This window comes from Kribbella sp. NBC_00382, assembly GCF_036067295.1.
Taxonomy (GTDB): domain Bacteria; phylum Actinomycetota; class Actinomycetes; order Propionibacteriales; family Kribbellaceae; genus Kribbella.
The window spans coordinates 5,263,127-5,289,273 of the sequence record NZ_CP107954.1 but is presented as its reverse complement, the minus strand read 5'-3'; the positions used below and the strand labels follow the sequence as shown (position 1 = coordinate 5,289,273).

The window sequence follows — 26,147 nt, the reverse complement described above, 5'->3', positions numbered from 1 at the left end:
AGACGACGCGAAGCGGAGTCGAGGCTCCACTTGATCGTGATGCCTGGGTGTGCATGATCGATCTTTGGGGTTGGGTTTGTGCTACTGGCTGTTGCGAGGACTGTTGTCGAGTTGCTGGGTGCTGAGGTGATGGCTTCGTGCTGACTGATGGTCGATTGCTCCTTGGTGGGTTTGGTCATCGGTTGCTGCTCGTTTCGAGATCGAGTTCGGTGGGGTCGTCGAGTCCGGTGTCGGCGCTGTTTTCTCCGGCAGCCGTGACGAGCAGGAGCTGGCCGCGCGTCTGCGGCTGCCGGTCCCCCGCGCCGTCGGTCGCCGGGGAGGGAGCCGGTTCGACCCACCCGGTCATCTCGGCCAGCCGTCGCGCACGGCCAGAGCCGACGCCGAGCGCGCGGCGGATCTGCTGCTGGCTCAGCGCCGCGCCCGCGTGTTCGGTGTCGGCGATCTGGCGCAGCTCGACCAGCAGTTCCTCGTCGGTCGGTGCAGCCGGGCTGTGCACCTCGCTGTGATCCGAGCAGCCCGAGACGGGTTCTGCACCGGGCTGGGCCGGTGCCTGCACCGGGCTGGCTGCACCGGGCTGGGGCAGCCATTGGGCCGGGCTGGCTGCACCGGGCTGGATCGTTTGCTGGGCCGTGCTGGTCCGGAGCGCACCGAGTAGGTAGGCGATCAACCACACCGGCGCACCGGGCTGCTCGCCGCGACTGTCCTCGACCGCCGGGGTCGGCTGGCCGGCGCGCCCAGTGGTGCCAAGGGCGGCGGAGTCGACCAACGCGAGTAGCTCGCCAGGGGTTAACCGGTTGGCAGTTGGGAGCAGCGCGGCCAGTTCGCTGGCCGACAGCAGTCCGTCGCGGATCGTTTGCAGGCACGCCGTCCGGGCGGCGCGGGCGGCGTCGAACGGCCACAGCTTGTAGCTCGGGCACAGCGTCGCCAGCCGCGACGCCATCCGCACGACCTGCTGCACCAGTGCCCGCGCGGTGGCGGGGTCGTCCTCGCCGGTCCGCGACAGGTGCAACCAGACGCGGGTCGTGATCACCGGGGAGGTGAGCCAGGTCAGTGCGGACAGGCGCGGCTTCGCCGGTTGTGCGAGCTTCATGTGCAGGCGCAGCAGGTGCGCGAGCATCTCGACCAGCACGGCGTAGGCCAGTGGCGCGAGCGCGTGCGCGAGAGCGTCGGCGATCCCGGTCGCGGTGTCGATGTTCAGCCACACCGTGCCGCCGATGAACACATACGTCGTGACGAGTGCGCCGGGAATCCGCCAGCCGCGCGTCAACGCCGCCAAGCGCAGCGCGGTGCAGGCGATGATCATGCCGTCGGCAACCAACGGCACCAGCGGGCTGTCGAACTTCACTGAGACCGCGTTGAACGAACGCGCGCCGCCGATCCCGGCGACGCCGAGCGCAGCCACGATCGCGACCACGATCAGCACGCTGCGGGTCGTCAACCGCCCGGCCTCGACCGCTGCACTGACGCCCCGTACTGCGCGGCGGATCGCCCGCGTCGCCAAGACGATCAGCGCCACGGCGATCAGCAGTGCGGCGGCGCCGGCGGCGATCATCGGCCACGTGATCGTGCTCGGGTCGGTCAGATCAGGCAGGGAGAAACGTGCGGGGTTCATCGCTGGCCTCCAGCGGTGTCGGGTACGGCGGCCAGGGCGCCACGGCGTCCGGCCTTGATCTGTGCTGCGGTCGGCTCGGGGCCGGTCTTGTGGCGGTCGGTGGCCCACCAGGTCACGAACGGGTCGGCCTCAGCCGCGAGCGGCACGGTGACCGCGGCCTGGCCGGCATCGTCGCGGTGCTTGAGCACGTCACAGCTCGGCGCGTACTCGCCAATGCGGCGGGTCACGCCGGGGCGCTGCCGGTCATGCCAGTCACCGACGAGCTTGTTCGACGCCTCCGGGCCTTCGTAGGCGGCGGTCCAGGCGTCCATCAGCCACACGAGCTCCTCGACCATCTCGGGATGCCACAGCCAGCACGGCGGCAGCTCCTCGCGGGCGGTCGCGTAGCGCAGATAGACCAACCCCATCCACGGCAGCAGCTCGGTCAGCACCGCCTCGACCGCCGCGACGTCGTTCTCGGGCAGGCACAGCCACGACCGCACCGGCTCGGCCTCGCCGTGACCGGAGGCCTTGGTCTTGGCGGGTTTGGCGGTCAGCCGCGCGAGCAGATCCTCGAACGACGTCACCGTGTTGCCGAGCGACTCGACCGTGCGGGCCAGGGCCTTCAGGTCGGCCTTAGCCGCGGTGGACTTGGCGGCCTGGTTGAGCGTGTAGACGTCACGGCCGAGCGAGTCGACCGTGCGGGCGAGCCCGGCGACCGCTGCTAGGGCGGCGGTGCCGGGGTCTTGCTCGTCGTCGTGGCGCATCAGTCGTCTCCTTCCTCGTAGAGGGCTTCGAGCCAGTCGGCGAACTCGCCGGGGTCAATGGCGACCAGCCCGGTCGGGCGGCCGTGCTCGTCGTAGGCAGGCACCGCGCGCAGTCCTGCGTCGTCCAGCTGCTGGCAGCCGTAGTAGGCGCGCAGCTCGTCACCGGGTGACCCGGCCGGGGTCGTCATGCGACACCTCTCTCGTCGTAGGTCCAGTCCTCATCAGCGCCGGCGTGGGCCTCCTCGGTGGCTCGTTGCGCGGCGTCGTCGGCGTGCCAGCGCGCCAGCTCTTCGGCCCGCTCGTCGTGCTGTCGGGCGGCATTGATGCGGTCGGCCGCGCGGGCTAGCGCCTCGGCCGCCCGGCTGGCCGCCATCGACGCGTCCTCGGCCTCTGCGCCGGCGGCGGTGTCCCAGGCCTGGACGGTGCGCCACCCGTCGGTACCGCCTGCGGTGGGGGCGATGCCGGCCTCGTGGCAGTCGCCGCACAGCTGGTCGGTCGTGCGCACGAAGTGGTCGACCGGGCCGCACTCGGCGCACACCTTCCTGGCCGCCAGCGCCTTCTCGACCGCCGCGAGCTGCTTGTCGCTCGGCGTCCGCTTCGCCTTCGCCAACGCGTCGACGTACAGCCACGCGAACCGCTGATCGTGCTTCCACGTCAACCGCGCGAACGGCTCCTGGCCACCGCGGCACAGCCCCCGTTCCCGCAGTTGTCGACGCGTCGACAGCCCCGACGGGGCCTGACCGAACTTGAACTCAGGCAGGCCGTTGCGCACCCGGCCCGGCCACCGCCGCCCATCCGGCAGCACCACCCATTCCATGCCCCGGCTGCTCACCTGGTCATTGCGGCCGGTCATGACGTGGCCTCGATCCAGCCGCCGTCGGCGATCGCTCGGCTCTGGGTCGGGAACGGCACGATGATCAGCAGTTGCCCGGCCAGCGGACCGTCGGTCTCCACCTCGGCGAGGTCGTAGCCTGCGGCAACGAGCGTCGAAGTGGCAGTGCGGTCGTCGAGGCGAACCAGCAGGACCGGTTCGCCGTCGCGGTCGAGCCGCACGTCGACGACCATCCCCCCGACCCCGATCGGGCCGTCATTGCCGGACGGGGCGTATGCGACGTTGACGCGCTGGTGCAGTTCGAGGCCGGCGCACTCGGCCATGAACACCAGTGCGTAGTCGCGGATGCGCTGCGGGGCGTCGAGGTCGAAGCCGGTCTGCTCGAAGCGCTCCGCGGCCTGCTCGGCCAGCGGCAGCGTGAACAAGCCGTGCAGGTTCTGCACCGCCTGCTCTGCGACCTGGCGGGCAGCGGCCCGTACGGCAGCCAGGTCACGGCGCAGCTCCGCCAGCTGGGCGCGCTGGATCACGATCGTGTTCTCGCGGACTCCGCACGCCGTGCAGTTGGGCGTGGCATGCCGGCCGGTGCGTCGGCGGCTCACCGCTGCACCTGCCGATCCGCTGGCTCCTCCGACGCGACGGAGCGGGCTGTGTCGCGGTCGGCGAGTGCGGCACGCGCGGTGCGCATCGCGCCGGCCAGCCGCAGCCGTGCCACCAGCTCGCGGGCCGGATCGTGGGAGTCGAGCCAGCCAAGCGCGGTAGCGAACCCGCCACGAACCCACGCGTCGAGCTGCTCGGCGGCAGCGAAACTCCCGTCGCGGAACGCGGCCACAGCGGCGACGAGACGGCCACCAGCCTTGAGTTCCAGCGCTTCGCCGTGCCGGGTCACCCACTGCACAATCGGCCGGTTGTGGAACCGCTCGCGGCGCAGGTCGCGGCGCGTCCACGCCATCTTGACCCGCCCGATCGCGGGCGGCATCCCCCGCCGGATGATCAGGGCCTGCCCGGTGCGCAGCTGCGCGACCTGGCCCGGCGTCAGGACCGGCACGTGCCGGTCACTGATCGACTTGGCGCCGCTCGGGTCGCGGGTCGCGGCGACTTCGAGGCGCTGCCCGCACAGCGTCGACCAGAACTGGAGATCGTCCTCGGCGGCACACCCAGCCATCACGACCTTGGTCGTCACGTTCGTCATCAGCGCATCGGCGGCGGCCTTTCCGAACCGCTCGATCAGCTGCGCGCGCGACTGCACCGAGATGTGCATCGTGATCCCGCGCGACCCGAAGTCACCCGACCACTTGTCCAACGGGATCAAGCAGATCAGCGCCGCCTCGTCGAGCACCATCGTGAGCTGCGGGTCCAGCCGGCCACCCGGCATCCGGACCGCGATCGCCTTCGCCTGCCGCGCGATATGCGCGGTCAGCGCGGTCACCAGCGGCGCGGTCTTGCGATCGTCAGAGCCCAGCAGGTAGACCGTGCCACGCTCGTCCAGCAGCCGCTGGACATCGAACGCGACCCCGCCCGGTGCCGCCGAAGCAGCCGCAGCGGGCACCGACAGCCACGACAACGCGGGCATGATCGTCGTCGAGATCGACGAACGGGTCCGGTCGTTATTGGTGAAGAACTGCTTGGCCTGCTGCTCCAGCCCGGTCGCCTTCGCGACCCGCAGCTCCCACAACACGTCGTCCTTACCCGAGTCCGGGTGAGCAACCCACCGCTGCACATCGTGCATCGAGTAGCCACCCAACGCCGCAGCGTGCAGCAGCGCAGTCAGCGCCTGACGGGCCAGATCGACCCAGTGCTCGGCGTCCTCGGACTTCGAGCCAGTACCGTCCAGCAGATCCGACGCACGGTCCATCGCGGTGGCCGCCGACTCACAGCCGGACAGCGGGTCGAACGTGATCGTCGAACCCTCGTCGGTCAAACCGTCCGGGTCGAACACGTACACCGGGCCACGCTTCGACCGCTGCCCACGCGTCACGGTCAAGATGTCGGTCTTGGTCGACGTCGCGATCACCGCGCCCGGAGCATCCAGCAGATGGTTCATCACCAGACCGGTCTTGCCGACTCGAGGACCCGCGAACGTCGCGGTGTGGTCCTCCGCGCTGGAGCGAACCTTGACCCAGCCGACGGTCGCGATCGTCGCGCCCAGCTCCGTCAACGGCACGAAGCGCCGCCGCCACGCCGGGACCTCAGCAAGTGACGGGCGGACCTGCTTGGCGTTCTTACGCAGCATCCGCGCCGACGACGTGCGGTACACGTCGCGACCCGACGCGAGCCCGTCCGTGACCCGGCCCGCGCGCCCCAGCTTGCGCAGCAGACCCCGCGAACTCGACTGCGACCGCAGCCCCCACGTCACCGTCACCGCCAGCACCACGACGGCCATAAGCAGCGGCTGCCACCACCGTGCCGACACCGCGACGGAGTCCGGCAGCGCCCGCAGTACCAGGCTGGCGAACACAAGCCAGGCGGTCGTCGCGACCCCGGAGCCGAGCCGTCCGTTCACCGCGACCAGGCCCAACGTGATCAGCAGCAGAACCCCACCAGCGATCACCCACCCCGCAGTACCGCCCGGAGCCTTCAGCCGCAGAGCAACCGCGCCGGCCAGCAGCACCCACAACGGAGCTGCAACCAGCGCGCCGTGCATCAGCCGCCAAAACAGCAGTCCGGCGGTCACCAAACCCACAACCCCGGTTGCAGCTGCCCAATAGCCAACCTCAGTCAGCAACGCCGAGCGGTCAAACCAAACCGCCGCCACACCGCCGGCCAGCAGCGCCATCATCACGCCCGCGAACCTCGGCGCCATCGCACCCTCGGTCGTCGTCGGCCGCCGGTTCATCCCTGCACCTCCCCGTCATCGCCGTGCATGTCCTTGTTGGTTGCGGTGGGCAACGCGGCCAGAAGCGACACCCGGCCGCCCAGCGTCGCCCTCACAGCGGGCCAGTCGATCGCCTCGACCTCGACCAGCGCGTCCAGCTCGGCCACCCGATACAGTGCGACCTCCGGTGCGGAACGCCGGCGCTGCCAGCCCGACCTAACCCACCTCGACGGCGCGACCAGCCCGGCGCGGACCAGGTGGTCGAAGTCGACTCGACGAACCCGCAGATGCGTTGCGGCGTCGTCGGCCGTCACACAAACACCTGCCACCAGCGCCTCGTCCAGCACGGCCCGGTCGCTGAACACCTCGACCGCGTGGCCGTCGAACAGCGGGTTGCCCTTGTACCAATCGGTGATCGGGAACACCTCGCGGCGCCCCAGCTCGAACACCGCATCAGCGGCGACCTCGCAGCCGAACCGCTCGGCCAGCACCCGAGCCGCCCGAGCCGCTCCCATGTCCGGCAACGACCCCACCTCGGCACGGATCTCATCTGCGCGCGCAGCGAACCGTTCCACGAGACCGGCCGACCAACGGCTGCCCAGATCCGGCGCCGGGAACAGGCCACGCCGGACCGCCCGCGCTACCTGGAACTCCCACCAACCTAGGTACCGCGCCAACTGCACCGGCCCGAACGATCCGCCCCGCGCCGTCATCGCGCACCACCGATCAGCACGCCGGCGACCGCGAACACCACACCCAGCGCCGCCGCCAGGAACGACACACGTAGCCACTGATGCTTGGTCCACGCGATCCCCGCCAGGCGCTTGGCGTGATGAACGACCGCTACCAGCGGCTCGGCGACCCGATTCGGGCCGTACGTCGGCGCCAGGTGGTTGTCGACCAGTTGCTCGACCGTGCGGCGGCGGACCGCGCCGAAGTACAAGAACTCCCCCGGCAGCAACACATCACCGGGCTTGTAGAAGCGCGGAACCACCACCAGCAGCGCCGACCCCAGCGCCACCGCCAACGCGACCAGCGCGATACCGAACAAGACCCGCGCGGGCAGCGGTTCGGCCTCCGACTGCGACACCAGCGTCAGCACCACCGCCGCCAGCGCGGTCTCCACGGTCGCCGCGAAACCCGCCTTCGTGTCGGCCTTGTCGATCGCCTCTTTGTTCGCGTCGTGCATCCGCCACGCCAGCGCCAGCTCCAGCTCTGTGCGCCCGTTCATACGACCTCACCGGCCTTCGCGGCGTCGCTGGGCTCCACGCTGTCGCTGTAAGACATGAGCGCGTCGTGGGCGGCCATGGCTTCCTGCGTGATCGCCGCGCTGGTGAACTTGACCGGCCCGAACTGGCGTTTGGCGGAGTAGTGCGCCCCCGTGCCGAAGCCGGCCGTCACGCCCAGCGCCTCGGCCACCTCGTTGACCAGGTCAACATCAGCGACATAGTCGCCGCACCCCGGAACAACGAAAGCCTCGACCCTCGGCAACGGCACTTCCGGGTGATCGGCCACAAACGCGGCCAGCTCGAACAGCCCCCGGATCAGCGCCGCGCGCTCGGCCGGCACCTCCAACATCCCAAACCGCGGCACCCACTCCGTGCCGCCCTGCACCTCGTCAGTCATGCTGTAGACCTCTCGAACTCGTACCTGAGTGATGGGAGAACCGGCCCTGTTCTGGTTGGCGCCTGTGCGGGGCCGGTCTTGAAGTACTTCTCGATCCGCGCGACTCATCCCGCGGCCTGCGTCGGCCGCCATTCAGCCGCGTCGACTACTCCCCCGCTTGCAATGGCTGCGGCGGCCATGTCGTCGAGCGCTTGACTCGGAATGAACAACCTCCGGCCGATGCGTACGGCGGGGAACGCGTTCGCCGAGATGACTCGATAGAGCGTCATCTCAGACAGCCCGAGCGCCTTCGCTGCGCCGGCCACACTGAGGAACTTCCGGTGTCCCTCGCTCGCGCTTTTCACTTCGCTCATCTGGAATCTCCTTTGAAGTACTCTAGTCTTGTCTAGACTAGACTAGGCTGCAGTTGTCTACAAGAGTTCGCGGTCAGCCATGACTAGCTGACCTAGGCTGGACTACGGTTCAGGTATGGAGTTGAACAGCAGTTCTCCCGCGGCGACCTACATCAAGGTCGCGGACGCGATCCGCGACGCCATCCGCACAGGCGAGCTAGCACCGGGTCAGCAGCTTCCTGCCGGCCCCAAGCTCGCGCAGGAGTTCGGGGTCGCGCTCATGACTGTGCGGCGTGCCATCGATTCATTACGCGCCGAGGGCCTCCTCCACTCAACGCACGGCGTCGGCGTCTTTGTGGCGGCCGGCAACGAGCCGGAGAACGATGTGGCCAGCCTCCGAGCGACTGTCGATGACCTCAGCCGCAGACTCGGAGCAATCGAGGAACGTCTGCGTACCAGCGATGGGACCGCCAACTGAGCGGGTCCCCGCTGCCTCTTGGTAGCCCTTGTTGTCATGGGAACTAGTGAATACTGGTGGTGATCAGGGCGACAGCAACTCAACCGCACTGATCCGCACTGAACCGCACTCGACTGCACGGCACGGACTGGGGAGGCCGATAGTGGCGGTGGTCGCTCTCTGGACCGGCGCGAAGGCAAGCGCCCTCCGCTTTGCACTCCGTCTGACGATGGAAGAACTCGCCAGCCAGATCGGCGGCATATCACCGAGTGGCGTCAGGCGATGGGATCACGAGCCCAACATGGTCCCGTCCATGGTCAGCCAGCGGGATCTGGACTATCTCCTCAGCAAAGCGAGTCCCGACGAACAAGCGCGGTTTGCGGTGCTCGTCGGCGACCTGGAACAGCCGAGCAACGGCCCGGCTGAAATCGTTGCACCTCAGCCGAGCATCATGCCGAATCTTGCTATCCCCTCCCTTGTGAGTCCAAGCAGCAAATTCATCGCTCCGACCAGCGATACGCTCGCATGGTTCGAGCAGAACTTGCGAAGCCAATACACGGCAGACAACCTTCTTGGTCCGCGAGCTCTTATGCCGCTCATGCAGACCTACGTTGGCGCCATTGAGCAGATGCAACAGACTGCCCGCGGCCCCGTACTGGACAGGCTTCTGCGCGTCGGCGCCGGCTATGCAGAATTCACTGGCTGGCTGCACCAGGACGCCGGAGACCTTCGAGGTGCCACCACGTGGGCGACCCGCGCTCTCGAATGGGCTCAGGGCGGCATGGACGACCGGATGACGGCGTTCGTGATGATGCGGCGAGCAGCTGCAGCTCTCACGGCACGTCACGGTGAGTACGCCGTCCGCTTTGCCCAATCAGCCCAACGGTTCAACACTCCCGAGACTGGCCGTATACGGATCATCGCTGCCGTCACGGAGGCACACGGTCATGCCATTGCCGGCGACGGCGGCGAATCGGACCGAGCGCTCGACAACGCCGCTGGTCTGCTTGAGCAGTACAACGGCGAGATCATCGAGGGCGACCCCACAGCAGACCGGTACTGCGAGCTAGGCCTGTACACGAAGATCGCCCGCGCGAAATGCGTACTCGAGCTAGGCCGAGCCGGTGCGGCAGTGGACGCATTCTCTGATGTCCTCGACAGCCTGCCTCGGGAGTACCACCGCGACCGCGGTCAATACCTGGGATCTCTGGCCCGCGCACACATCCTGGCCGAGCAGCCTGAATTCGCAGCCGCTGCTGCTGAAGAGGCATACAGCATCGCGCTCGCCACTGGCTCGACCCGGACGCTAGACGATCTGCGCCGCACCATGCCATCCGGCCTAGCCCCGTGGTCCCACATTCCCGAGGTACAGCGGTTCTGTGCCATGCTCGACGCGGTCGAACCAGAGATTGGCGGAAACTAGTGTTCTCACTGACGACAGACGCAGCGCCGGGCCGGCCGAACGAGGACTTCGTGGTGGCAACACCCGACCTCACGATCGTTGTGGACGGTGCAGGCGTACCGATGGGCGGCTGCCACCACGGCGTCGCCTGGTACGCACAGCAGCTCGGCGCACGCACGCTCGCTGCGCTCGCCTGCCGCCCGACTCTCTCCCTCTCGGACGGCCTCTACGAAGGCCTTGCCGCTGTGGCCGCTTCACACGCCGACACATGCGATCTGAGCGACCCTGGAACTCCATGCGCCGCGGTGGGTATCCTCCGGATCGGCGACGAGAGTGTCGACACGCTAGCCCTCTCTGACGTCGCCGTGGTTGTCGAGACGGCCGCCGGTCCTCAGGTGACCTGCGACTTACGAATCGAGGAGATTTCGGGAACTGAACCAGCAGCAGTTGCTGGCCTCCTCTTCAATACTCCTGAGCACAAGGCTGCTATCGCTGCGCTAGTCGCGAACCAGACTCGCACCCGAAACCGCAGCGACGGCTGGTGGGTCGCCGCTGCCAACCCCGAGGCTGCGTGTCACGCAGTCGTCAACTCTTACCCCCGCCATGAGGTACGGCGCATGATGATCTCCTCCGACGGCGCCACGCGACCCGTCGATCAGATGGAGCTGTACAGCTGGGCGGAATACTTGGACATGCTCGACAAACTCGGCCCGGACGGCCTGATCGCTCATGTCCGCGAGATCGAAACGTCTGACCCGGACGGGGCTCGATACCCCCGCACGAAACGCCACGATGACGCAACGCTCGCAATGTGGTGCACCAGTACGAGCACTCCGTCGCGCTTTCCGCAGCCCGGCGCCGACTTAGCCGCGCGGCCGGCGACGTGATTACCGCGAAGCACCTCCTCGCCCTAACCACGAACTGCAGAACTGCTTCCGTTCCTCGCGGGCCAGGCCGAAGGACCCCACTCAGAGCATCTAGAGTGCATCGCTCAGCGGCCCACCCGCACGGGAGGTGGGCCATGATTTGCGTTCACCCGGTTTCGTCGATGAACCGGAGAAAGCGCCGACCGAGGTCAGTCATCATCCGGTAGTTTTCGTGGTTCACCGGCACGGTGTCCACCGAAGCGGCAGTAATCACTAGTCGAGCGCTAGCTAGATCATCGAACAACAGGTCGCGCCGGTCCTTCCTCCCTGCGAGTTCGGGGATGGTGCGCACAAACACATCTCCGAGCAACAGAGGTGCCCCGCCCACGCTCAGGCTCGGCGTCGGGGCGCCAGTTGCCGTGTCGTATGACAACACGGGATCCTCGACAACCCTGAGCATCCGCAGATGAGTCACCGAGAGCTGATCGACCAAACGGAAGAACCGAGCTTGTTCGTCCGGGTCAGGCGCGTCTGACGCCACCGAGTTCACTACGCCGTTCCTGAGTGCGGCGATCTTCTCCTGCTGGCTCGTGGCTTGCGCAACGCGGGTGGCATTGATCATGGCGTCGAGCAGAACGTCATCATCCGGCAAAGTGTCGTACTTCCAGGCCAGCTCGTTCACGACCTCCGTCAGCTCCTGCTGCCAGCGCTCCAGGCGCTTGGCGTACGGGCGCTCCATGTACTCCTGATAGAAGGCGCCGACGACGCCGCCCACCAACGGGATCGAGCTGAGCCCGCCAGCCAAGGCCTTATCTACCAGGGCTGACTTCGGCGTCTCCGGAGGCTGCTGAACTGTCACGAGCGCGAGTCTGGCGTACATCTGGTTGGCGCCGCCAGCACGGGCCTGCCTGCCGGCGGGGCCTCGCACCTCGACGCTATGCGGGCGGCGGCTACAACCGGCTGTGGCTCCGGGCCGGGCCTGACGACACCAAACAGTCTGCCTCGATCCGCGCGGCGAACACACGATGGCCTCTGAAGCGTCGGCAGCAAGAGCTTCGCCTCACCGACCGTCATCGTCCAGAGCCACAGGTCCGTTCCTGAGAACCGCGCGGGATCTCGTTCTCCTATTCAAATGCACGGCGCGAAGTCTGGCCAAGTTGCAGCCGAAAGTGGTGCACTTCCTGGATGGATGCTGCAGTGACAGCGAGCATCGCTGTGATTGGCACATTGCTCGGCGTGGCTGTCTCGCATCTGCTGCAGTTGCGGTCTTCTGAGCATGCTGCAGCTCTGGCCGCTGCGGAGCGGTCACGCCAAGAGCGTTTGGACGCCTGCGCATCATTCGCCGGCGCAGCTGTGCGGTATCGGCTCGTGTCCCTCGATCGCTGGCATCGCCGTGACGAGGATCCGTACGGAGAGGGCTACCGTCTGGCCAAGGCAGAATCGTTTCGGATTCGCGCCGAAGTCATCGACGCGCAACTTCGACTACAGCTAGTAGCATCCGACCCCAACCTGCACCGTCTCGCGGCGGACATCGTAGAGATAACAAGTGACATATCGGAAGCTTCATGTGCGACCGAGCGAGAGGACCGGACCAGGCGTGCGCAGCTCGCGGTGAACCAGTTTGTAAGCACTGCTGCGGCTACATTACCTGGGGCTTAACTGACATTGAGGGCATGTTGCGGTGTCATTGGGTCTCCAAGCAACGCGCCGAATTCCGCACTGCGCACCGCCCTTCCGCGGATCGGCTTCTGCAGACCCTGGCCTGCGCGTGACACGGTTCGTGACACGAACTCGCGTCAACCAGCGCTGCACAAGTCGACCCGTGTGGCCTTCGGCGATGCCGCTGACGCCTAAAGAGGCATGGTTTATAGACTCGCGCGCCCTCTTAATCCATAGGTCTTCGGAGGCGATTGAGCAATGCACTCCAGTCGTCTGCGCCGCCGATCTCGCGGTACCCTCCAGCAGTCGGCAGCCTGACCCGTGTCGGACTAACTCGCCAAGCAGGCGTTCACACGCTTGAAGAGCTCGCTGGCGCGGTCGAGCGTCCCACTGCTCAGCCCTGGCAGAAGCTTGCTTTGCTCAGACAGGAAGTAGGCAGAGGGCCGGTAGTGGTTCAACCGTCCGCCCGCGACGCTGTTGGCCTTGAAGTAGTGCTCCACGCGAGCGGTGATGCGCGGAGCCTGGGATGAGAGGCTTCCGACCTTCAGGCCGGCCTTTGGCAGGTCGCCTGCGTATGCGCCAGTGACGAGCTTGCAATAGAAGGACGGGTCGAACAGGTCCTCCAAGTCGGCCTCCGAACCGGAGACAAACTCACTCACCTGGATGAGGGAGTTGGCCCCAAGGTGACCGTTCTGCTGGAGCGACTTGATGCGCTGCTGATCGCGCGGGTTGGCATCGATCAGTACTGCCACATTGAGTTTGTTGGCCCCAAGCAAACTCACGAAGGTCGATACCTTGTCCGCACCACCTACAGGCGTGACGACCCAACGGGGGTCGAGGCCAGCGCGCCCGTCGCTTTCGCAGGCCTGGCTCAGGAGCTGAAGATAGATGTAGTCAGACGGGCCCTCGACCAGCAGGCAGTGCGGCCCAACAAACAGCGTTTGGGCCAGGTCGTAGCCCAGCGCCGTCTGCAGCGGAAAGACCGTGTCACGGTCGGATCTGAAGGCATCCGCACTGACCGTCGTTCCGGCGTCGTCGAGATCCTGAACCGTGCGCACCCGGTCAATCCGCTGGGTGTCAATGAGAAACGGCGAGTGCGTGGTGTAGACGACCTGGTTGCTGGGCGCGAGCTTGTCCTCGATGAAGTTCAGCACGTCAGCCTGACCCGACGCGTGCAGGCTCAGTCCCGGCTCGTCGAGAAGGAGGATGGTGTCTCGGTTGTGATCGGCCTTGAGGTTGCTGAAGTACGCGTAGAACGAGAAGAACCACACAAAGCCCCGTGATCGCTCATCAAACGGAACCGTCACAGCGTGCTTGGGGTTATAGATCCGGACGTTGACAACCGGACCGGTGTTGAGCGGTGCAGGGTCGCTCGGGTTTCCCTGGGACATTTGGATCGTCACGCGCAACCCAGGGTTCTGCCGCCAATAAGTGAAGGCATCTTCCGTGATGCCGTTCGCTGCACCTTCAAGCTCGCGCGTCAGTGCCTCGAAGTCGACTTGCTCGAAGTCGCCGAGATCGGCGTCGACGGTCTCCAGCAGAGACAGGAAAGTCTTGTCCGACTCGCTGAGTGTCCCAGCAGCTTCCTTCGCCTTGAGATCGGGGAGCGAGACCCTGCCCTTCATGGTGCTGTAGTCCGAGAAGTAGAAGAACCGCGGTAGCCAGGGCGCAAGGTACGTTTTGAGGATGTGCAGGCTGAGAGTCTGCTCCCGCCATCCGGTCACCTCCTCGAGCAGGTCCGTAACGGAGGAGTGCGGCTCATCCACGGCGCGGAGTGCGGCGATCAGCTCGTCCTCTGACGTGGCTTCCTTGATGGTCTTCTTGTGTTGGTCCGGTGCCTCGACCGATGTAGTCAGGTGCGCGATGGCAACCTGCACGTCCGAGCTAGACGTGTAGTAAGTCGTGCCGCTGTACCCCTTCGTCACCGTGACTTTCCGGCTCGTCATCACGCCAGCGCCGAGGGCTTCCTCGATCTTGCCGATCTCGTCGTCCGTCAGCTCGAATACAGCCGTCACGACGTTGGCTGGCTTATCCTCGCGCACCTTCTTGTACGCGGAAAACCTCTTGCTGGGGTAGTCCATGACGTCGTCGTACTTGGTCTTGCCGTTGATCGGGTTCAGCGGGTTGAGAAGGTGAAGCGCTTGGAGGAACGCGGTCTTGCCAGCTTCGTTCTTCCCGACCATGCAGGTGATGTCGTCGATCGGCACCACACCGGAGTCGTCGATGCTCCGATAGTTCTGGACACGCACTGACTTGAGCTGCACCACATACTCCAATCGCTGGGACCACGTTGTCCCGTGGTGTCCCACTGGGGGCACCAGTTCCCGGACCGTCGGAGTGAAGGCCGGGGCCAACTGCACGGACAAGGTTACAGGACAACATCGGTGGACAGAAATTGGCTCAAAATCGATCTACAGGGCGTATGGTCGCGGTATGGCCACGACTGTCGGCGTACGCCGCTACGAGGAAACCCATCCTTGGCTCACCTTTAAGCTGGACCTAAACAGGCTCAGCCACCGCACATGGATGCTCTTGGGCGAGGCCCAGTCGAAGTGTGAGCACATCGCAGGCGTCCCGCTACGGCCTGAGATTGCCAAGCAACTTATGGCTGTCTATCTGAGCAAAGGAGCACATGGTACGACGAGCATCGAAGGCAACACCCTGTCCGAGGGTGAGGTCATGCGCCGCGTCGAGGGCGATCTCGATCTTCCCGTAAGCCGCGAGTATCTAGGTCAGGAGATCGACAACATTGTCGAGGCTTACAACGGCACCGTGCGTCGAATTCTGAAAGGCGAGCCGGTGCGCGTTACGCCAGAGCACCTACTCGGCCACCATGCCATGATCCTGCGAGGACAGCCACGCAAGCCCGACGTGGAGCCGGGACAGTTCCGTAACCACTCGGTAGGAGTAGCGAACTATCGAGGCGCGCCGGCCGAGGACATCCCGTACCTGCTCAACCGCCTATGCTCGTGGCTCAGCAACGACTTCACCGTGTCCGATGAGCACTCCGATATGCACTGGGCGCTGAATGTCATGAAGGCCTTGATGGCCCATCTCTACATCGCCTGGATTCACCCGTTCGGTGACGGCAACGGACGAGTCTCGCGGATGCTGGAGTTCGAATTCTTAGTCCAGGCAGGCGTGCCTCTGCCAGCCTGCCACGTCCTGTCGGATCACTACAATCGCACCCGCGAGGCGTACTACGCGGCGCTCGCCCGAACGAGCCGCGAAGACGGCTACCCAGTTGAGGTCTTCATTCAGTACGCCATCCAGGGATTCGTTGACGAGCTCCGAGAGCAGCTGTCTCTTGTCCGCGATCATCAGATGGACGTGACTTGGCAGAACTACGTTCACGACGTTTACCGAGATCAGGACACACCGGCTCGGAGACGGCAGAGACACATCGCACTTGACCTCCCAATTGACGAGCCGACTCCCCGAGCGAAGCTTCGGGTGCTGAGCGCGCGAGTAGCCGCTGAGTACGCAGGGAAGACCAGCAAGACTGTCGCTCGCGACCTCAACGAACTGACACGCGCTGGACTAGTCATCAGGACCCCACGAGGAATCCTCCCGAATCGCGACCTGATACGAGCATTCCTGGCCGCTCGGGCGGAGCCGCCGGAAGCGGCACCAACGCCCGGCAGCTAGGCGCCACCACCGGAACTGGTGATCGGCCACACCGTGATCATGCTCGTACGCGCCTGGTCTCAACCTCTCGGTTCAGCAGCCGTCCTCGCACTCAAAACACTCAGAACTCCAGCTGCGAGCGCTCCCGTTAGGTCGCATTAGACGTTTTGAGAAGCCCGCCGCGGGCAAGCGCTCATTGTGGCCCCTTACCAACTGCGGCACATCAGTGCAGCGTCCGCCGGAACACTGGTTGGCCACGGCATCTCATCGAGCGGCTAGCACCTACGCCCAAGGTTGGGCCTGAGTTCAGTTGTCGGCGTGCGATCCGCCGCAACCGGCGCCAGCCACCGTGGCGCGTCGGCCGCGGGATGCAGTGACAGCGCCGGCGGCAACCAGCAAGGCGACCGCGCGGTGTGCCGTGCTCGCGGCTACGCCGTAGCGAGTCGCCAGAGCCTTCTCCGTCGGCAACGCGTCGCCGGGGAGAAGCACTCCGCTATCGATCGCGCCGCGGAGATCTGCTGCGATTCGTTCATAGATCTGAAGATCCTTGTCGGCCGGATCAGGCAGGGCCAGCGGCCTCGGCAGCTTTGTATCCTCGGTCGCAGTCGGCCTCGGCGGCATTCGGGCGGTAATTGGGCCTGCGGCCCGCTGGTCCGCTTCCGAGAGTCTCGCTGTGTAGAACTTGAGGGTTGTCGTGCCCCCGCCCCCATGTCCCAGTCTGGCTGCGACTGTAAGCAGCTTGTAGTCAGCATGGATCAGCTCAGTCGCGTTGTAGTGACGCATGTTCTTGATAGAGGTACTGATGCCGAGGCGCCTCGCCAGGCCGGCGTAGCGCTTCGAAACTCCATTGATGTCGAGCGGACGGCTCGCGTCCGGTACGGAGGAGAACATGTATCCAGCTGGGTTGAACGGCACACCGATGGCTTCAGCTCGTGCTCGCGCCCTGGCTTCGTGCTCATCGAGAACGGCGTCTGTCTCGACATCGAGGACCAGGCGGCGGTGCTGGTGAGTCTTGGTGTCCTTCTCGGCGAGTTCACCGCCGTCGGCGTAGTAGAGCGCGCGCTCTACCCGGAGGGCGGATGGCTCGCCACGACGCCGCTCGCGATCACTCCAACGCAGGGCACACATCTCACCGCGGCGGTTGCCCGTGGTTGCTTTCAGCCATAGAAAAGCTCCCCAATCGGGGTCTGCGTCCCAGGCGCTGAGAATCAACGCCGCGATCTCATCGGCGCTCGGCGCTTGTGGGTTCGGCGTCGGCAGGCCCGGCTTGGTGGCGTGCTCAGCTGGGTTGACTGAGATGTAGTGCCACACCACGGCACGATCCAATGCACCGCTGAGAATCCAGTGGATCTGGCGGATCGTCGAGTCACCCAATGGCTTGCAGACGTGCGCTTTGCACATACGCCTGCAACGGCGACAGCCTTCGGGGTTGTTGCGCGGGCATCGTTCACCTTCGTGCTCGTCGCAGTCGTGCGGCTTGGACGTTCGGTGTTGCACGTACTTGCGGCCGCGGCAATGGTCTCGACACGTTCGCAGCTGCGCATAGAACGAGTCGAGCGTCTCAATGTCTAGGCGGCTCAGCGGCAGCGTGCCGAGGAGCGGGCTGATGTGTGTCTTGTGCTTGGACCTGTAGCCACGCAGGGTCTGCACGTCCAAATCAGCGGCAGAGAAGTATTTCTCGATGAGTTGGTCGACGGTAGCCCTCGTTTTGGGGTTGCGCTTCTCGTCGACCTGGTTCAGGAGCCTGGTTCGGACTTGCTCGGCCTCCTTCGCCTGCTTGGGACCCGGTGGGACGACCTCATCCAGATAGAGGTTCTTCTTGGTGACCGGGTCCACGCCGGCGTACACCCGCACCCGAAGAGAGCCCGACGCCAAGGCAGTTATGTTCCCACGGGGGCGTTTGCGTGCCTGAGCTGGACGAGCCATGGCAGCAAGCTAGCACGGCTTCATGTCACGAATCATGTCACGACGGCCAAGGCTTGACTCTCAACCAATCGAGCAAACACGCTCTGACCTGGGGTTTCTTGGTGTGGGGCGGGTGGGACTCGAACCCACGACCCAGGGATTATGAGTCCCTTGCTCTAACCGGCTGAGCTACCGCCCCCGTGCGGCGGTGCCGCGTGGTGATGGTATCGGATTCCAGGGGTGGGTCAGGGGGATTACGGAGGGGTTTTGGTTGGGGGGTGGGGGATGATGGGGGCTAGGTCCGATGAAGGGAAGTTCGATGGGCTGGTTCATCTTTCTGGTGCTCGTAGTGGGTGCCGTGGCGGCGTACAAGTACCGGGTGCCGTTGATCGCGAAGCTGACCGGGCAGCCGCAGCACCGGATTCAGCGGGCGATCGAGCGGCGTAAGGAGAACAAGCGGCGCTGAGGTGCCGCGGAAGCTCGGCTGCGCCGGCGGTAGGTTGCCGCGGCGCGGCGGGGTCAGCTGGGGCGCGTCGGCTGACTTGGTGGCGCAGAACATGCGGAAGGCCGGTTCCTGTGTGGAACCGGCCTTTTTGTTGCTCCCGCGACTGGACTCGAACCAGTAACCTGCCGGTTAACAGCCGGCTGCTCTGCCAATTGAGCTACGCGGGATCGAAGTGCTTCTTCGTCCTCGATCCCGAGGACTTGAGTAGGTTAGCAGGACTGGGACCAACTACAAAAATGGGATTTGGGATCGCTTCCAGCTCAGATTCCGAACTCGTCCCGGACCGCTGCCAGCGCCGCTTCGGCGCGCTCGACGAGGCCTGGTTGGGTGGGCTCCAATCCCTTGTCCAGAACGAAGTTCCAGCTCACTGGGGCGTCGGGTTCGGAGGGGTTGCGGCGGCCCACGACGCGGACGCCCTTCTTGCCGGCGAGCGGGACGTGGCGCTGGACGAGGACGCTGGCGTCGATGCGTTCGCGCAGCAGCTGGCCGAAGCGGCCTGGGTCTTCGACCTTGAGTTCGGTGGCGCGTAGCGGAGTACCGAAGGCGGTGGTCTCGTAGACGCGCAGGACCGACTCCTCCGAGTCCCAGCCGGCGCGCTCGATCTTCTCCCAGCCGACCCGGCGTACTGCGCCTTCGGTCTCGGTCGGCAGGTAGAGCGCTGCACGGCTGCCGGCCACCCAGTTGCCGTCGATCAGCTGGACGGCAGCCAGGATGTCCTCTTTGCCGCCCGGAGAGTGCCTGGAGGCGATAGCGACCGCCTCGGTCAGTTCGCGCGGCCACGACGTACGACGAAGTCTCAGCACAACGCCATGATCGCAGCCCGTTCCAACCGCCGGACGGCGCCGTCCCAAAGTCAGGCGGCATAGTCACGCAATCCGATCGCACAGCGACGCCGGAGCACCCGCAGAGCCTCAGCCTCCAAAAGAACGACCTCATCGGCGTCGATTCGCAGCAGAGCGGCCGTCTCCTCGACCGAGGCGGCGGCCGGTCTGGTCAGGCCGAAGCGGAGGATGACCACCGCCCGTTGCAGATCCTCCAGAAACTCCAGTTGGTAATGCAGATCACGTCGCAGAGCGGCCTGCAGTACAAGCGCCTCATCGTCGACGTACTGATCCGTCTCCTCCAGATCGAGTGACTCGGGCCGGATCTTCCAGGCGTGAGCGCGCTCGACCCGGGCGATGGTGAGGCAAGCACCCGCGGCCACCTCGGCGGTCGTCGGCTCGCGACCCAGCCGTTGGGTGAGGTCGCGCTGGACCGCGATCACCCGGCCGGCATCCGTGTACGCCTGAGCAGGCATCCGTACCAGCCTCGAGCGGTCGGAGATAGCCCGCCCGATCGCCTGCCGGATCCACCAGATCGCGTACGTCGAGAAGCGATTGCCGAGCTTGTGGTCGAACCGCTCGACCGCCCGCATCAACCCGAGATTGCCCTCCTGGATCAGGTCGAGCAGCGAGATGCCCTTGCCCGTGTAGCGCTTGGCGAGCGACACCACGAGCCGCAGGTTGCCCTCGATCATCCGCCGCCGCGCCTGCTCCCCCAGCACGACGACAGCTTGCAGGTCGTCGCGGGATTCGACCGAAGGATCACAGGTCAGGCGATCGGCGGCCAGCAGGCCGGCCTCTATCCAGGTGGCGTGGGTGGTGACCTCCTCGGTGGTCAGTAGTTCGTGGCGGCCGATGTCGCGGAGGTACGCGATCAAGGCGTGCATGTCGGCCGGGTCGCAGTCCAGATCAGGCATGGCAGTCTCCCTCTGTCACTAGGAATACTGCCGCGATCACCCTTGGTCACCGCCATGTAATTCAAAGGCTGTGGATAACGGCCCTCACAGTGCCCCGCTGATCGCCTGTTCGCGGAGTTCGGCGCGATAGCGTTCGAGCGCGATCAGTTCACCGAACATCCGGTTGTAGTCATCGAGCCGATCGACCGGGTTCGTCCGTTGCAGCTTCGACTTCAGGTCGGCGATCCGGCGCAGACAGGTGAGCTCCTGCAGCCGCGCCAGATATGCCCGCGCATAGATCTCGTCAGGGGCGCGATCAAGCCGCACCGGGTCGACAGCGAGGGCGCTCACCACAGCCGCGGCCGGGTCGATCCCCATCGCCTCGCGGACCGCTACCACCCATGCCTCGCCCGGCGCCGCATTCGCCGGTCCGCCAGTCTTCTCCATCGCACCGCGCACAGCAGCCAGCCAAGGGTGGGTGAAGTCGTTGTCGTCCAGTTCGTCGAAGGCGACGCCCATCAGATGCGGGTGCTGCATCGCGATCTTCAGCACGTCCCATTCGATCGAGAACCGCTGATCGCGCGGCGATGGCAGGTCGACCCGAGGCGGCGGCGCGGCAGGCGCCTCACTCGTCCCCCGCACCGGTCCACGGTCAACCACAGCAGTGGGAGCCGGAGCAGGACGAGAAGCAGCACGATGTACTTCGGTACGCACCTGGTCCACCTCCATCCCCAGATGCCCGGCCAGCTCGCGTGTGAACGCGTCGACCTTCGACCGGTCGCGGATGCTCACCACGAGCCGGGCCGCGTCGCGCAACGCATCGATCCGGGTGTCGGCCCGGTCGAGGTCGTACTTCGACAGCACGTTGGACAGTACGAACCGGTACAGCGGCACCCGCCGCCCGATCAGCTCGCGTACCGCCGCATCGCCCTTCTGCAGCCGCAGGTCGCACGGGTCGAGCCCATCCGGCTCCACAGCCACATAGGTCTGCGACGCAAACGCCTGGTCCCCCTCGAAGGCCTTCAAAGCAGCCCGCTGGCCAGCGCTGTCCCCGTCGAAGGTGAAGATGACCTCACCGCGGAACTGGTCATGGTCCAGCAACAACTGCCGCAGCACCCGCGAGTGGTCCTCACCGAACGACGTCCCACAGGTAGCAACAGCAGTCTGTACTCCGGCCAGGTGGCAAGCCATCACGTCGGTGTACCCCTCGACGACGACCGCCTGCTTGCCCTTGGCGATCTCGCGTCGAGCCAGGTCCACGCCGTACAGGACCTTCGACTTCTTGTAGATCGCGGTCTCACCCGTGTTGAGGTACTTCGCCTCGATCTTGTCGTCGTCGAAGAGCCGGCGCGCCCCGAACCCGATCACGTCCCCGCCGGCGTCGCGGATCGGCCACATGAGCCGGCCGCGGAAGCGGTCGTACAGTCCACGCTGACCGTCCGAGCACAACCCGGACGCGACCAGCTCGGCGTTGGTGAAGCCGCGACCGCGCAGATGCGCCACCAGCGACTCACCTCCGCGCGGCGAGAAGCCGACGCCGAAGGTCACCGCGGCGTCGCGGTCGAAGCCGCGCTTGTCGAGGAACTGCCGCCCGGGCATCGCCTCGGGGGCGGTGAAGAGCTGCTCGGAGTAGTACTCCGCTGCGACCTTGTGCGCCTCGACGAGCCGCGGTCGCTGGTTGTTCTGCGAGCGCTGGATCGGCGCGCCGGATTCGTCGTACCGGAGCTGGATGCCGACCTTGGCGGCCAGCGTCTCGACGGCTTCGTGGAAGGTGATCTGATCGATCTTCTGGATGAAGTCGATCACGTCGCCGCCCTCTTGGCAGCCGAAGCAGTAGAAGAAGCCGCGGGCCGGGGTGACGTTGAACGACGGCGACTTCTCGTCGTGGAACGGGCACAGCCCCTTGAGCGATCCGCCACCCGCGTTCTTCAGGGTCACGTAGGAGCCGACGATCTCGTCGATCCGAGCCCGCTCGCGCACCAGCGCGATGTCCTCTTCCTTGATCCTGCCCGCCACGCGCCGAGTCTACGGTCCACCAGAAGCCAGTGACACAACGGCGGTACTACGACCGCCCGAAAAAGCAGTTCGGATCGCGGGCACGCCAAGAGATACTCGCCTGCGGAGTGAGGTGGAATCGGATGAAGACGAGACTGCGGACCCTGCAGATCGGCGGTCGACGGTGTGCGTGGACCGCCCGGATCACGCATGCGCCCGGGGAGCACGACTGCTATCGGGCCATTCGGCTGCGGGTCTGGGGCAACGGCAAGAACAGCCGCGCGCTGCAGGTGGACCTGCTGTCCACCACGCCGCCTGGGCCGTGGGGTGCGTGCGCGACAGACACCGCCTACCCGACATCGGGGGATGTTCGCGCGGTCGTCGAGTACGCGTTGGTCAACGGCTGGGAGGCGGATGAGGTCGGCGGGACCTTCGTACTGACCGAGCGCGAGCATGCTGCGTTCGAGCTGCCGGACTTCCTCATCACCGACCGGCTGAACGACCCCAACGCGCCGGACCCGACTGAGCGGGTCCGGGCGGTTGGGCAACGGTCAGACGTCGGCGAGGTCCACCGAGGTGTCTGCGAGGCGGGTTGGGTCGACGGGCTTCTTGGAGGTGATCAGGGACTTGATGGCGTCGATGGTGTCCCAGGTGTTGACTTGGGTGCCGGCTAGGACGTGGTTGTCGTCGGAGAGCCAGAAGGCCAGGTAGGCGCCGGTGGACGGGTCGCCGCGGAAGATGACCTTGGTGGAGGTGCCGCGGGGGACGTCGCCGGTGTACTCCATGCCTAGGTCGTACTGGTCGGAGAAGAAGTACGGGAGGGCCTCTTGTGAGACGTCCTTGCCGACCATTGCCTGGGCGGCTGCCTTGCCGCTGTCCATGGCGTTCTGCCAGTGCTCGACGCGGATCGAGTGGCCGAGGACCGGGTGGTCCCAGCGGACCACGTCGCCAGCGGCGTAGACGCCCGGTGCAGATGTCTGGAGGTCGGGGCCGGTGAGGATGCCTGAGCCTTCCTCGCGGCTGGCCACCTTGATCCCGGCGGCCTCCGCGAGCTCGGTGTTGGGCTGGACGCCGACGCCGACGATCACCAGGTCCGCGGGCAGTACCTCGCCGTCCGACAGCTTGACGCCGGTGACCTGGGAGTCGCCCTCGAAGCCCTCGACGCCGGTGTTGAAGCGCAGGTCGACGCCGTGGCTGCGGTGCAGTTCGGCGTACAGGTCACCGATCTCCTGGCCCATCACCGAGGCGAGCGCGGTGGCCTGCGGCTCGACGACGGTGACCTCGCAGCCCCGTTCGCGTGCAGTCGCGGCGGTCTCGAGGCCGATCCAGCCGGCGCCGACGACGACTACCCGCGGCTTGGCTGCGTACGCGTCGCTGAGCGCCTTCGACTCGGCCGCCGTACGGAGGTAGTGCACGCCAGCGAGGTCAGCACCCGGTACGTCGAGTTTGCGGACCCGGCTCCCCGTCGCAATCAGCAGCTTGTCGTACCCGACCTCGGAGCCATCGGCCAACGCGACCGTGCGCGCGGCGGTGTCGATCGCGGTCGCCTCGACGCCGAGTCGCAGCTCGATGTTGCGCTCGTCGTACCAAGCCTGGTCGTGCAGCTGGGCGACCTCAGGCTGGTCCTTGCCGAGCAGGACGGTCTTGGACAGCGGCGGGCGCTCGTACGGCAGCTCCGGCTCGTCGCCGATCAGTACGATCTGGCCGGGCCACTCTTCCCTGCGCAAGAAGTCGGCGGCTCTGGCACCGGCCAGGCTCGCTCCGATGATGACAATGCGTTCCGAGTCGGTCATGGCACTGAGATTAAGCCTTCCGGCAACCACACGTCAGGCAGGTGCGCGGCGGTATGTCCGGCGTACGTGAACGGTGACGGCCGGCGCCGGACATAGGATGAATCAGCCGGAGTTCGGCGTACTACGGGAGGCGCGATGCGGGTACGGGCGGGGGCTGCTCTGGAGGAGCGGATCATCGAGCTGATCCATGAACGCGGGCTGGCGTCCGGAGCCGCGATGCCGACCGAGCCGCAGCTGATGGAGTTGCTCGGCGCGAGCCGGAACAGCGTGCGGGAGGCGATTCGCGCCCTGCAGGCGTTGGGCATCGTGGACATCCGGCATGGGTACGGGACCTTCGTGGGGCAGGCGTCGCTGACCGGATTGACGACGTCCCTTGCCTTCCGGGTGCGGTCCAGCGACGGGATCCAGGCGATCCGCGAACTGGTCGAGGTCCGGGAGTTGCTGGAGACCGGGCTGATCGGTGAGGTGGCGAAGGCGCGGACGAGCGAGCCGAAGCTGTCCGCGCTCGACGCGCTGGTGACGGCGATGGCGCACGACTCGGGGGCCGATCGGGCGTTCCATGCGTTGCTTTACGAGAACTGTGGCAACGAGTTGGTGCTGCAGTTGATCGGGTTGTTCTGGGACACGTACCACGAGGTGGAGGAGCTGCTCGGCGAGCCGGCCGATCGTACGGGCGATCTGATCGCCAATCACCGGCGGATTGTCGACGCCTTGCGTGAGCGTGACTCGAAGGCTGCTCGTGATGCGATGCGGCTGCATTTCCGTGATGTTCGGGCGCGGATCAGCCGTGCCGAGGAAGAGGCTGCGAGCACCGAGGCGTCCTGACGTCCCACGTCCCCGGCGAGGCGAGAGGGGACGTGCGCCGAGCGCGGGCTCAGCGGTTTGAGTCGACCAACCTTGTGTGCCAGCTGAGGGCTGAGGGGTCGGTGAGGGAGGCGACCTGGTCGATGATCACGCGCAGGCGGGCGTCATCGTCGGCTGCGTCCTTGAAGTCGGCGGCGAACCCGGCGTCCAGATCTCGCGGCGCCGACGCCCACAGCGCCTCGACCAACTCGGTGAGCAGCTCGCGCTGACTGGCGCGCCGGGCTTGGCGTTCAGGCGAGTTGAGCACGTGGAACATCCCGATGCTCTTCAGCAGCGCGATCTCCGTCCGGACACCGTCCGGTACGACCAGATCCGCCTCGTAGCGGATCAGCCGCGACCGGCCGAACCGCGAGTGCGTCGCCTGCTCTGCCGCGGTGACCAGCCGACCGATGAGCTGGCTGGTCAGATCCTTCAGCCCACCGAGCGCACGCCGACTTTCATCGAAGACCGCACGAGGCCAGTACGGCAGCGCGGTGAGCCGCTCCCAGCTCTCATCCAGCTCCGCATCGGTTGCCTCCGGCAAGTAGATCCTCCGGACCGTCTCCCAGTACGGCGTCCGCTCGGCATCCACCTGGCCGAGGTCGATGTGGTGGGCAACGATCCCGTCCTCGACGTCGTGCACCGAGTAGGCGACGTCGTCGGCGAAGTCCATCACCTGCGCCTCGAGACAGCGCCGCCCGCCGGCCTCGACGCCCTGCCGCAGCCAGTCGAAGACCGCCGCGTCGTCGTCGTATACACCGAACTTCCGTTGCCCTGGTTGCCGCTGCCACGGATACTTCGTCGCCGCGTCGAGCGTCGCCCGGCTGAGGTTCAGCCCGACGCTGCGACCGGCCGCGTCGAAGGTCTTGGACTCCAGCCGAGTCAGCAACCGCAGCGTCTGCGCATTGCCCTCGAACCCGCCGATCTTCTCCGCGAGCTGGTCGAGCGCGCGCTCCCCGTTGTGCCCGTACGGCGGATGGCCGAGGTCATGTGCGAGGCAGGCCGCGTCGACGATGTCCGGATCGCAGCCGAGCGTGCTGGCCAGTTCGCGGCCGATCTGCGCGACCTCGAGGCTGTGCGTCAACCGGTTCCGAACGAAGTCGTCGCTGCCGGCGGTCGCGACCTGCGTCTTCGCGGCCAGCCGCCGAAGCGCGGCGCTGTGCAGCACGCGCGCACGATCGCGCGCGAACGCTGTCCGGCCCGGCCGCTTGACCGGCTCCGGGACCCAACGCTCGGCGTCGTGCTCGTCGTACCACTCATGCTGCTTTCTCATTACTCCTCACACTAGTGCCCTGTGTCCGACATTGTTCGAGTGATTGCGGTGTTCAGGTGCGTGCATCGCGGTGGCGGAGGGGCGGCCTCGATGTTTTTCCATCGTGGCCGTTCCTCCGCTGCCGCGAGGTGCGTGCCTGGGCGCC

The 26,147-nt window shown here is 66.3% G+C and carries 24 protein-coding genes and 2 tRNA genes; 6 read left to right on the top strand and 20 right to left on the bottom strand.

Features of this window, described 5'->3' with window-relative positions:
- Positions 1–175 precede the first annotated feature (175 nt).
- The 10 genes from OHA70_RS25430 to OHA70_RS25385 all read right to left on the bottom strand — a co-directional run bounded on the left by OHA70_RS25430 (position 176) and on the right by OHA70_RS25385 (position 7,981).
- A complete protein-coding gene (locus OHA70_RS25430; protein WP_328321836.1) occupies positions 176–1,612 on the bottom strand; it encodes a DUF2637 domain-containing protein in 1,437 nt (478 codons plus the stop codon).
- Positions 1,609–2,358 carry a hypothetical protein gene (locus OHA70_RS25425; protein WP_328321834.1) on the bottom strand — a complete coding sequence of 250 codons (750 nt, stop codon included), beginning with the start codon at positions 2,356–2,358 and terminating at the stop codon, positions 1,609–1,611. The genes OHA70_RS25430 and OHA70_RS25425 overlap by 4 nt, the downstream gene beginning before the upstream one ends.
- Positions 2,358–2,546: a hypothetical protein gene (locus OHA70_RS25420; protein ID WP_328321832.1), complete on the bottom strand. Its 189-nt coding sequence runs from the start codon at positions 2,544–2,546 to the stop codon at positions 2,358–2,360. The genes OHA70_RS25425 and OHA70_RS25420 overlap by 1 nt, the downstream gene beginning before the upstream one ends.
- A complete protein-coding gene (locus OHA70_RS25415; protein WP_328321830.1) occupies positions 2,543–3,211 on the bottom strand; it encodes an RRQRL motif-containing zinc-binding protein in 669 nt (222 codons plus the stop codon). Before OHA70_RS25415 ends, OHA70_RS25420 begins: the two co-directional genes overlap by 4 nt.
- Positions 3,208–3,789 (bottom strand): hypothetical protein, encoded by a 582-nt coding sequence (locus tag OHA70_RS25410; protein ID WP_328321828.1) that lies wholly within the window; start codon positions 3,787–3,789, stop codon positions 3,208–3,210. Before OHA70_RS25410 ends, OHA70_RS25415 begins: the two co-directional genes overlap by 4 nt.
- Positions 3,786–6,023, bottom strand: a complete 2,238-nt coding sequence (locus OHA70_RS25405) for a type IV secretory system conjugative DNA transfer family protein (protein WP_328321826.1) — start codon at positions 6,021–6,023, stop codon at positions 3,786–3,788. Before OHA70_RS25405 ends, OHA70_RS25410 begins: the two co-directional genes overlap by 4 nt.
- On the bottom strand, positions 6,020–6,715 hold the full coding sequence (locus OHA70_RS25400) for a hypothetical protein (protein ID WP_328321824.1): 696 nt from the start codon (positions 6,713–6,715) through the stop codon (positions 6,020–6,022). The genes OHA70_RS25405 and OHA70_RS25400 overlap by 4 nt, the downstream gene beginning before the upstream one ends.
- On the bottom strand, positions 6,712–7,233 hold the full coding sequence (locus OHA70_RS25395; protein ID WP_328321821.1) for a Pycsar system effector family protein: 522 nt from the start codon (positions 7,231–7,233) through the stop codon (positions 6,712–6,714). The genes OHA70_RS25400 and OHA70_RS25395 overlap by 4 nt, the downstream gene beginning before the upstream one ends.
- A complete protein-coding gene (locus OHA70_RS25390; RefSeq protein WP_328321820.1) occupies positions 7,230–7,628 on the bottom strand; it encodes a hypothetical protein in 399 nt (132 codons plus the stop codon). The genes OHA70_RS25395 and OHA70_RS25390 overlap by 4 nt, the downstream gene beginning before the upstream one ends.
- Positions 7,629–7,732: 104 nt before the next feature.
- Positions 7,733–7,981 carry a helix-turn-helix domain-containing protein gene (locus tag OHA70_RS25385; RefSeq protein ID WP_328321818.1) on the bottom strand — a complete coding sequence of 83 codons (249 nt, stop codon included), beginning with the start codon at positions 7,979–7,981 and terminating at the stop codon, positions 7,733–7,735.
- A 115-nt stretch (positions 7,982–8,096) separates the two neighbouring features.
- Between OHA70_RS25385 and OHA70_RS25380 the strand changes: the two genes are divergently transcribed.
- The 3 genes from OHA70_RS25380 (at position 8,097) to OHA70_RS25370 (ending at position 10,706) form a co-directional block, all read left to right on the top strand.
- On the top strand, positions 8,097–8,438 hold the full coding sequence (locus tag OHA70_RS25380) for a GntR family transcriptional regulator (protein WP_328321816.1): 342 nt from the start codon (positions 8,097–8,099) through the stop codon (positions 8,436–8,438).
- Positions 8,439–8,580: 142 nt separating this feature from the next.
- On the top strand, positions 8,581–9,840 hold the full coding sequence (locus OHA70_RS25375) for a hypothetical protein (RefSeq protein ID WP_328321814.1): 1,260 nt from the start codon (positions 8,581–8,583) through the stop codon (positions 9,838–9,840).
- 53 nt (positions 9,841–9,893) lie between these two features.
- A complete protein-coding gene (locus OHA70_RS25370; RefSeq protein ID WP_328321813.1) occupies positions 9,894–10,706 on the top strand; it encodes a hypothetical protein in 813 nt (270 codons plus the stop codon).
- 145 nt (positions 10,707–10,851) lie between these two features.
- Here OHA70_RS25370 and OHA70_RS25365 read toward each other — a convergent pair whose 3' ends face one another.
- Both OHA70_RS25365 and OHA70_RS25360 read right to left on the bottom strand, forming a co-directional pair.
- Entirely contained in the window at positions 10,852–11,544 is a 693-nt protein-coding gene (locus OHA70_RS25365) for a hypothetical protein (RefSeq protein WP_328321811.1), read from the bottom strand.
- 1,129 nt (positions 11,545–12,673) lie between these two features.
- Positions 12,674–14,608, bottom strand: coding sequence for an ATP-dependent nuclease (locus OHA70_RS25360; RefSeq protein WP_328321809.1), 1,935 nt, complete (start codon positions 14,606–14,608; stop codon positions 12,674–12,676).
- A gap of 169 nt (positions 14,609–14,777) precedes the next feature.
- Between OHA70_RS25360 and OHA70_RS25355 the strand changes: the two genes are divergently transcribed.
- On the top strand, positions 14,778–15,992 hold the full coding sequence (locus tag OHA70_RS25355) for a Fic family protein (protein ID WP_328321807.1): 1,215 nt from the start codon (positions 14,778–14,780) through the stop codon (positions 15,990–15,992).
- 285 nt (positions 15,993–16,277) lie between these two features.
- On the opposite strand, the gene OHA70_RS25350 is transcribed toward OHA70_RS25355, so the two are convergent.
- Both OHA70_RS25350 and OHA70_RS25345 read right to left on the bottom strand, forming a co-directional pair.
- Positions 16,278–17,807 (bottom strand): GntR family transcriptional regulator, encoded by a 1,530-nt coding sequence (locus tag OHA70_RS25350; RefSeq protein ID WP_328321805.1) that lies wholly within the window; start codon positions 17,805–17,807, stop codon positions 16,278–16,280.
- Between the two features lie 194 nt (positions 17,808–18,001).
- Positions 18,002–18,075: transfer RNA gene (locus tag OHA70_RS25345), tRNA-Ile, on the bottom strand.
- Between the two features lie 105 nt (positions 18,076–18,180).
- On the opposite strand from OHA70_RS25345, the gene OHA70_RS25340 reads away from it, so the two are divergent.
- Positions 18,181–18,342 carry a hypothetical protein gene (locus OHA70_RS25340; RefSeq protein ID WP_328321803.1) on the top strand — a complete coding sequence of 54 codons (162 nt, stop codon included), beginning with the start codon at positions 18,181–18,183 and terminating at the stop codon, positions 18,340–18,342.
- A gap of 133 nt (positions 18,343–18,475) precedes the next feature.
- Here OHA70_RS25340 and OHA70_RS25335 read toward each other — a convergent pair.
- From OHA70_RS25335 to OHA70_RS25315, 5 genes are all read right to left on the bottom strand, one after another.
- Positions 18,476–18,548, bottom strand: a tRNA-Asn gene (locus OHA70_RS25335).
- A 93-nt stretch (positions 18,549–18,641) separates the two neighbouring features.
- On the bottom strand, positions 18,642–19,184 hold the full coding sequence (locus OHA70_RS25330) for a hypothetical protein (RefSeq protein WP_328321801.1): 543 nt from the start codon (positions 19,182–19,184) through the stop codon (positions 18,642–18,644).
- A gap of 50 nt (positions 19,185–19,234) precedes the next feature.
- Positions 19,235–20,119, bottom strand: coding sequence for a sigma-70 family RNA polymerase sigma factor (locus OHA70_RS25325; protein WP_328321799.1), 885 nt, complete (start codon positions 20,117–20,119; stop codon positions 19,235–19,237).
- Between the two features lie 84 nt (positions 20,120–20,203).
- On the bottom strand, positions 20,204–22,114 hold the full coding sequence (gene dnaG / locus OHA70_RS25320; protein WP_328321797.1) for a DNA primase: 1,911 nt from the start codon (positions 22,112–22,114) through the stop codon (positions 20,204–20,206).
- A gap of 530 nt (positions 22,115–22,644) precedes the next feature.
- Entirely contained in the window at positions 22,645–23,886 is a 1,242-nt protein-coding gene (locus OHA70_RS25315) for an NAD(P)/FAD-dependent oxidoreductase (RefSeq protein WP_328321795.1), read from the bottom strand.
- A gap of 135 nt (positions 23,887–24,021) precedes the next feature.
- On the opposite strand from OHA70_RS25315, the gene OHA70_RS25310 reads away from it, so the two are divergent.
- On the top strand, positions 24,022–24,711 hold the full coding sequence (locus tag OHA70_RS25310; protein ID WP_328321793.1) for a FadR/GntR family transcriptional regulator: 690 nt from the start codon (positions 24,022–24,024) through the stop codon (positions 24,709–24,711).
- A gap of 49 nt (positions 24,712–24,760) precedes the next feature.
- Here OHA70_RS25310 and OHA70_RS25305 read toward each other — a convergent pair whose 3' ends face one another.
- A complete protein-coding gene (locus OHA70_RS25305; RefSeq protein WP_328321791.1) occupies positions 24,761–26,002 on the bottom strand; it encodes a deoxyguanosinetriphosphate triphosphohydrolase in 1,242 nt (413 codons plus the stop codon).
- Positions 26,003–26,147 lie beyond the last annotated feature (145 nt).

What these genes read in the sequence shown, in the direction of transcription:
- OHA70_RS25310 (WP_328321793.1), top strand. Translation starts at nt 24,022, where the DNA reads ATGCGGGTACGGGCGGGGGCTGCTCTGGAGGAGCGGATCATCGAGCTG.
- OHA70_RS25395 (WP_328321821.1), bottom strand. Translation starts at nt 7,233, where the DNA reads ATGAACGGGCGCACAGAGCTGGAGCTGGCGCTGGCGTGGCGGATGCAC.
- OHA70_RS25430 (WP_328321836.1), bottom strand. Translation starts at nt 1,612, where the DNA reads ATGAACCCCGCACGTTTCTCCCTGCCTGATCTGACCGACCCGAGCACG.
- OHA70_RS25420 (WP_328321832.1), bottom strand. Translation starts at nt 2,546, where the DNA reads ATGACGACCCCGGCCGGGTCACCCGGTGACGAGCTGCGCGCCTACTAC.
- OHA70_RS25415 (WP_328321830.1), bottom strand. Translation starts at nt 3,211, where the DNA reads ATGACCGGCCGCAATGACCAGGTGAGCAGCCGGGGCATGGAATGGGTG.
- OHA70_RS25400 (WP_328321824.1), bottom strand. Translation starts at nt 6,715, where the DNA reads ATGACGGCGCGGGGCGGATCGTTCGGGCCGGTGCAGTTGGCGCGGTAC.
- OHA70_RS25385 (WP_328321818.1), bottom strand. Translation starts at nt 7,981, where the DNA reads ATGAGCGAAGTGAAAAGCGCGAGCGAGGGACACCGGAAGTTCCTCAGT.
- OHA70_RS25305 (WP_328321791.1), bottom strand. Translation starts at nt 26,002, where the DNA reads ATGAGAAAGCAGCATGAGTGGTACGACGAGCACGACGCCGAGCGTTGG.
- OHA70_RS25425 (WP_328321834.1), bottom strand. Translation starts at nt 2,358, where the DNA reads ATGCGCCACGACGACGAGCAAGACCCCGGCACCGCCGCCCTAGCAGCG.
- OHA70_RS25325 (WP_328321799.1), bottom strand. Translation starts at nt 20,119, where the DNA reads ATGCCTGATCTGGACTGCGACCCGGCCGACATGCACGCCTTGATCGCG.
- OHA70_RS25340 (WP_328321803.1), top strand. Translation starts at nt 18,181, where the DNA reads ATGAAGGGAAGTTCGATGGGCTGGTTCATCTTTCTGGTGCTCGTAGTG.
- OHA70_RS25405 (WP_328321826.1), bottom strand. Translation starts at nt 6,023, where the DNA reads ATGAACCGGCGGCCGACGACGACCGAGGGTGCGATGGCGCCGAGGTTC.
- OHA70_RS25390 (WP_328321820.1), bottom strand. Translation starts at nt 7,628, where the DNA reads ATGACTGACGAGGTGCAGGGCGGCACGGAGTGGGTGCCGCGGTTTGGG.
- OHA70_RS25355 (WP_328321807.1), top strand. Translation starts at nt 14,778, where the DNA reads ATGGCCACGACTGTCGGCGTACGCCGCTACGAGGAAACCCATCCTTGG.
- OHA70_RS25380 (WP_328321816.1), top strand. Translation starts at nt 8,097, where the DNA reads ATGGAGTTGAACAGCAGTTCTCCCGCGGCGACCTACATCAAGGTCGCG.
- OHA70_RS25315 (WP_328321795.1), bottom strand. Translation starts at nt 23,886, where the DNA reads ATGACCGACTCGGAACGCATTGTCATCATCGGAGCGAGCCTGGCCGGT.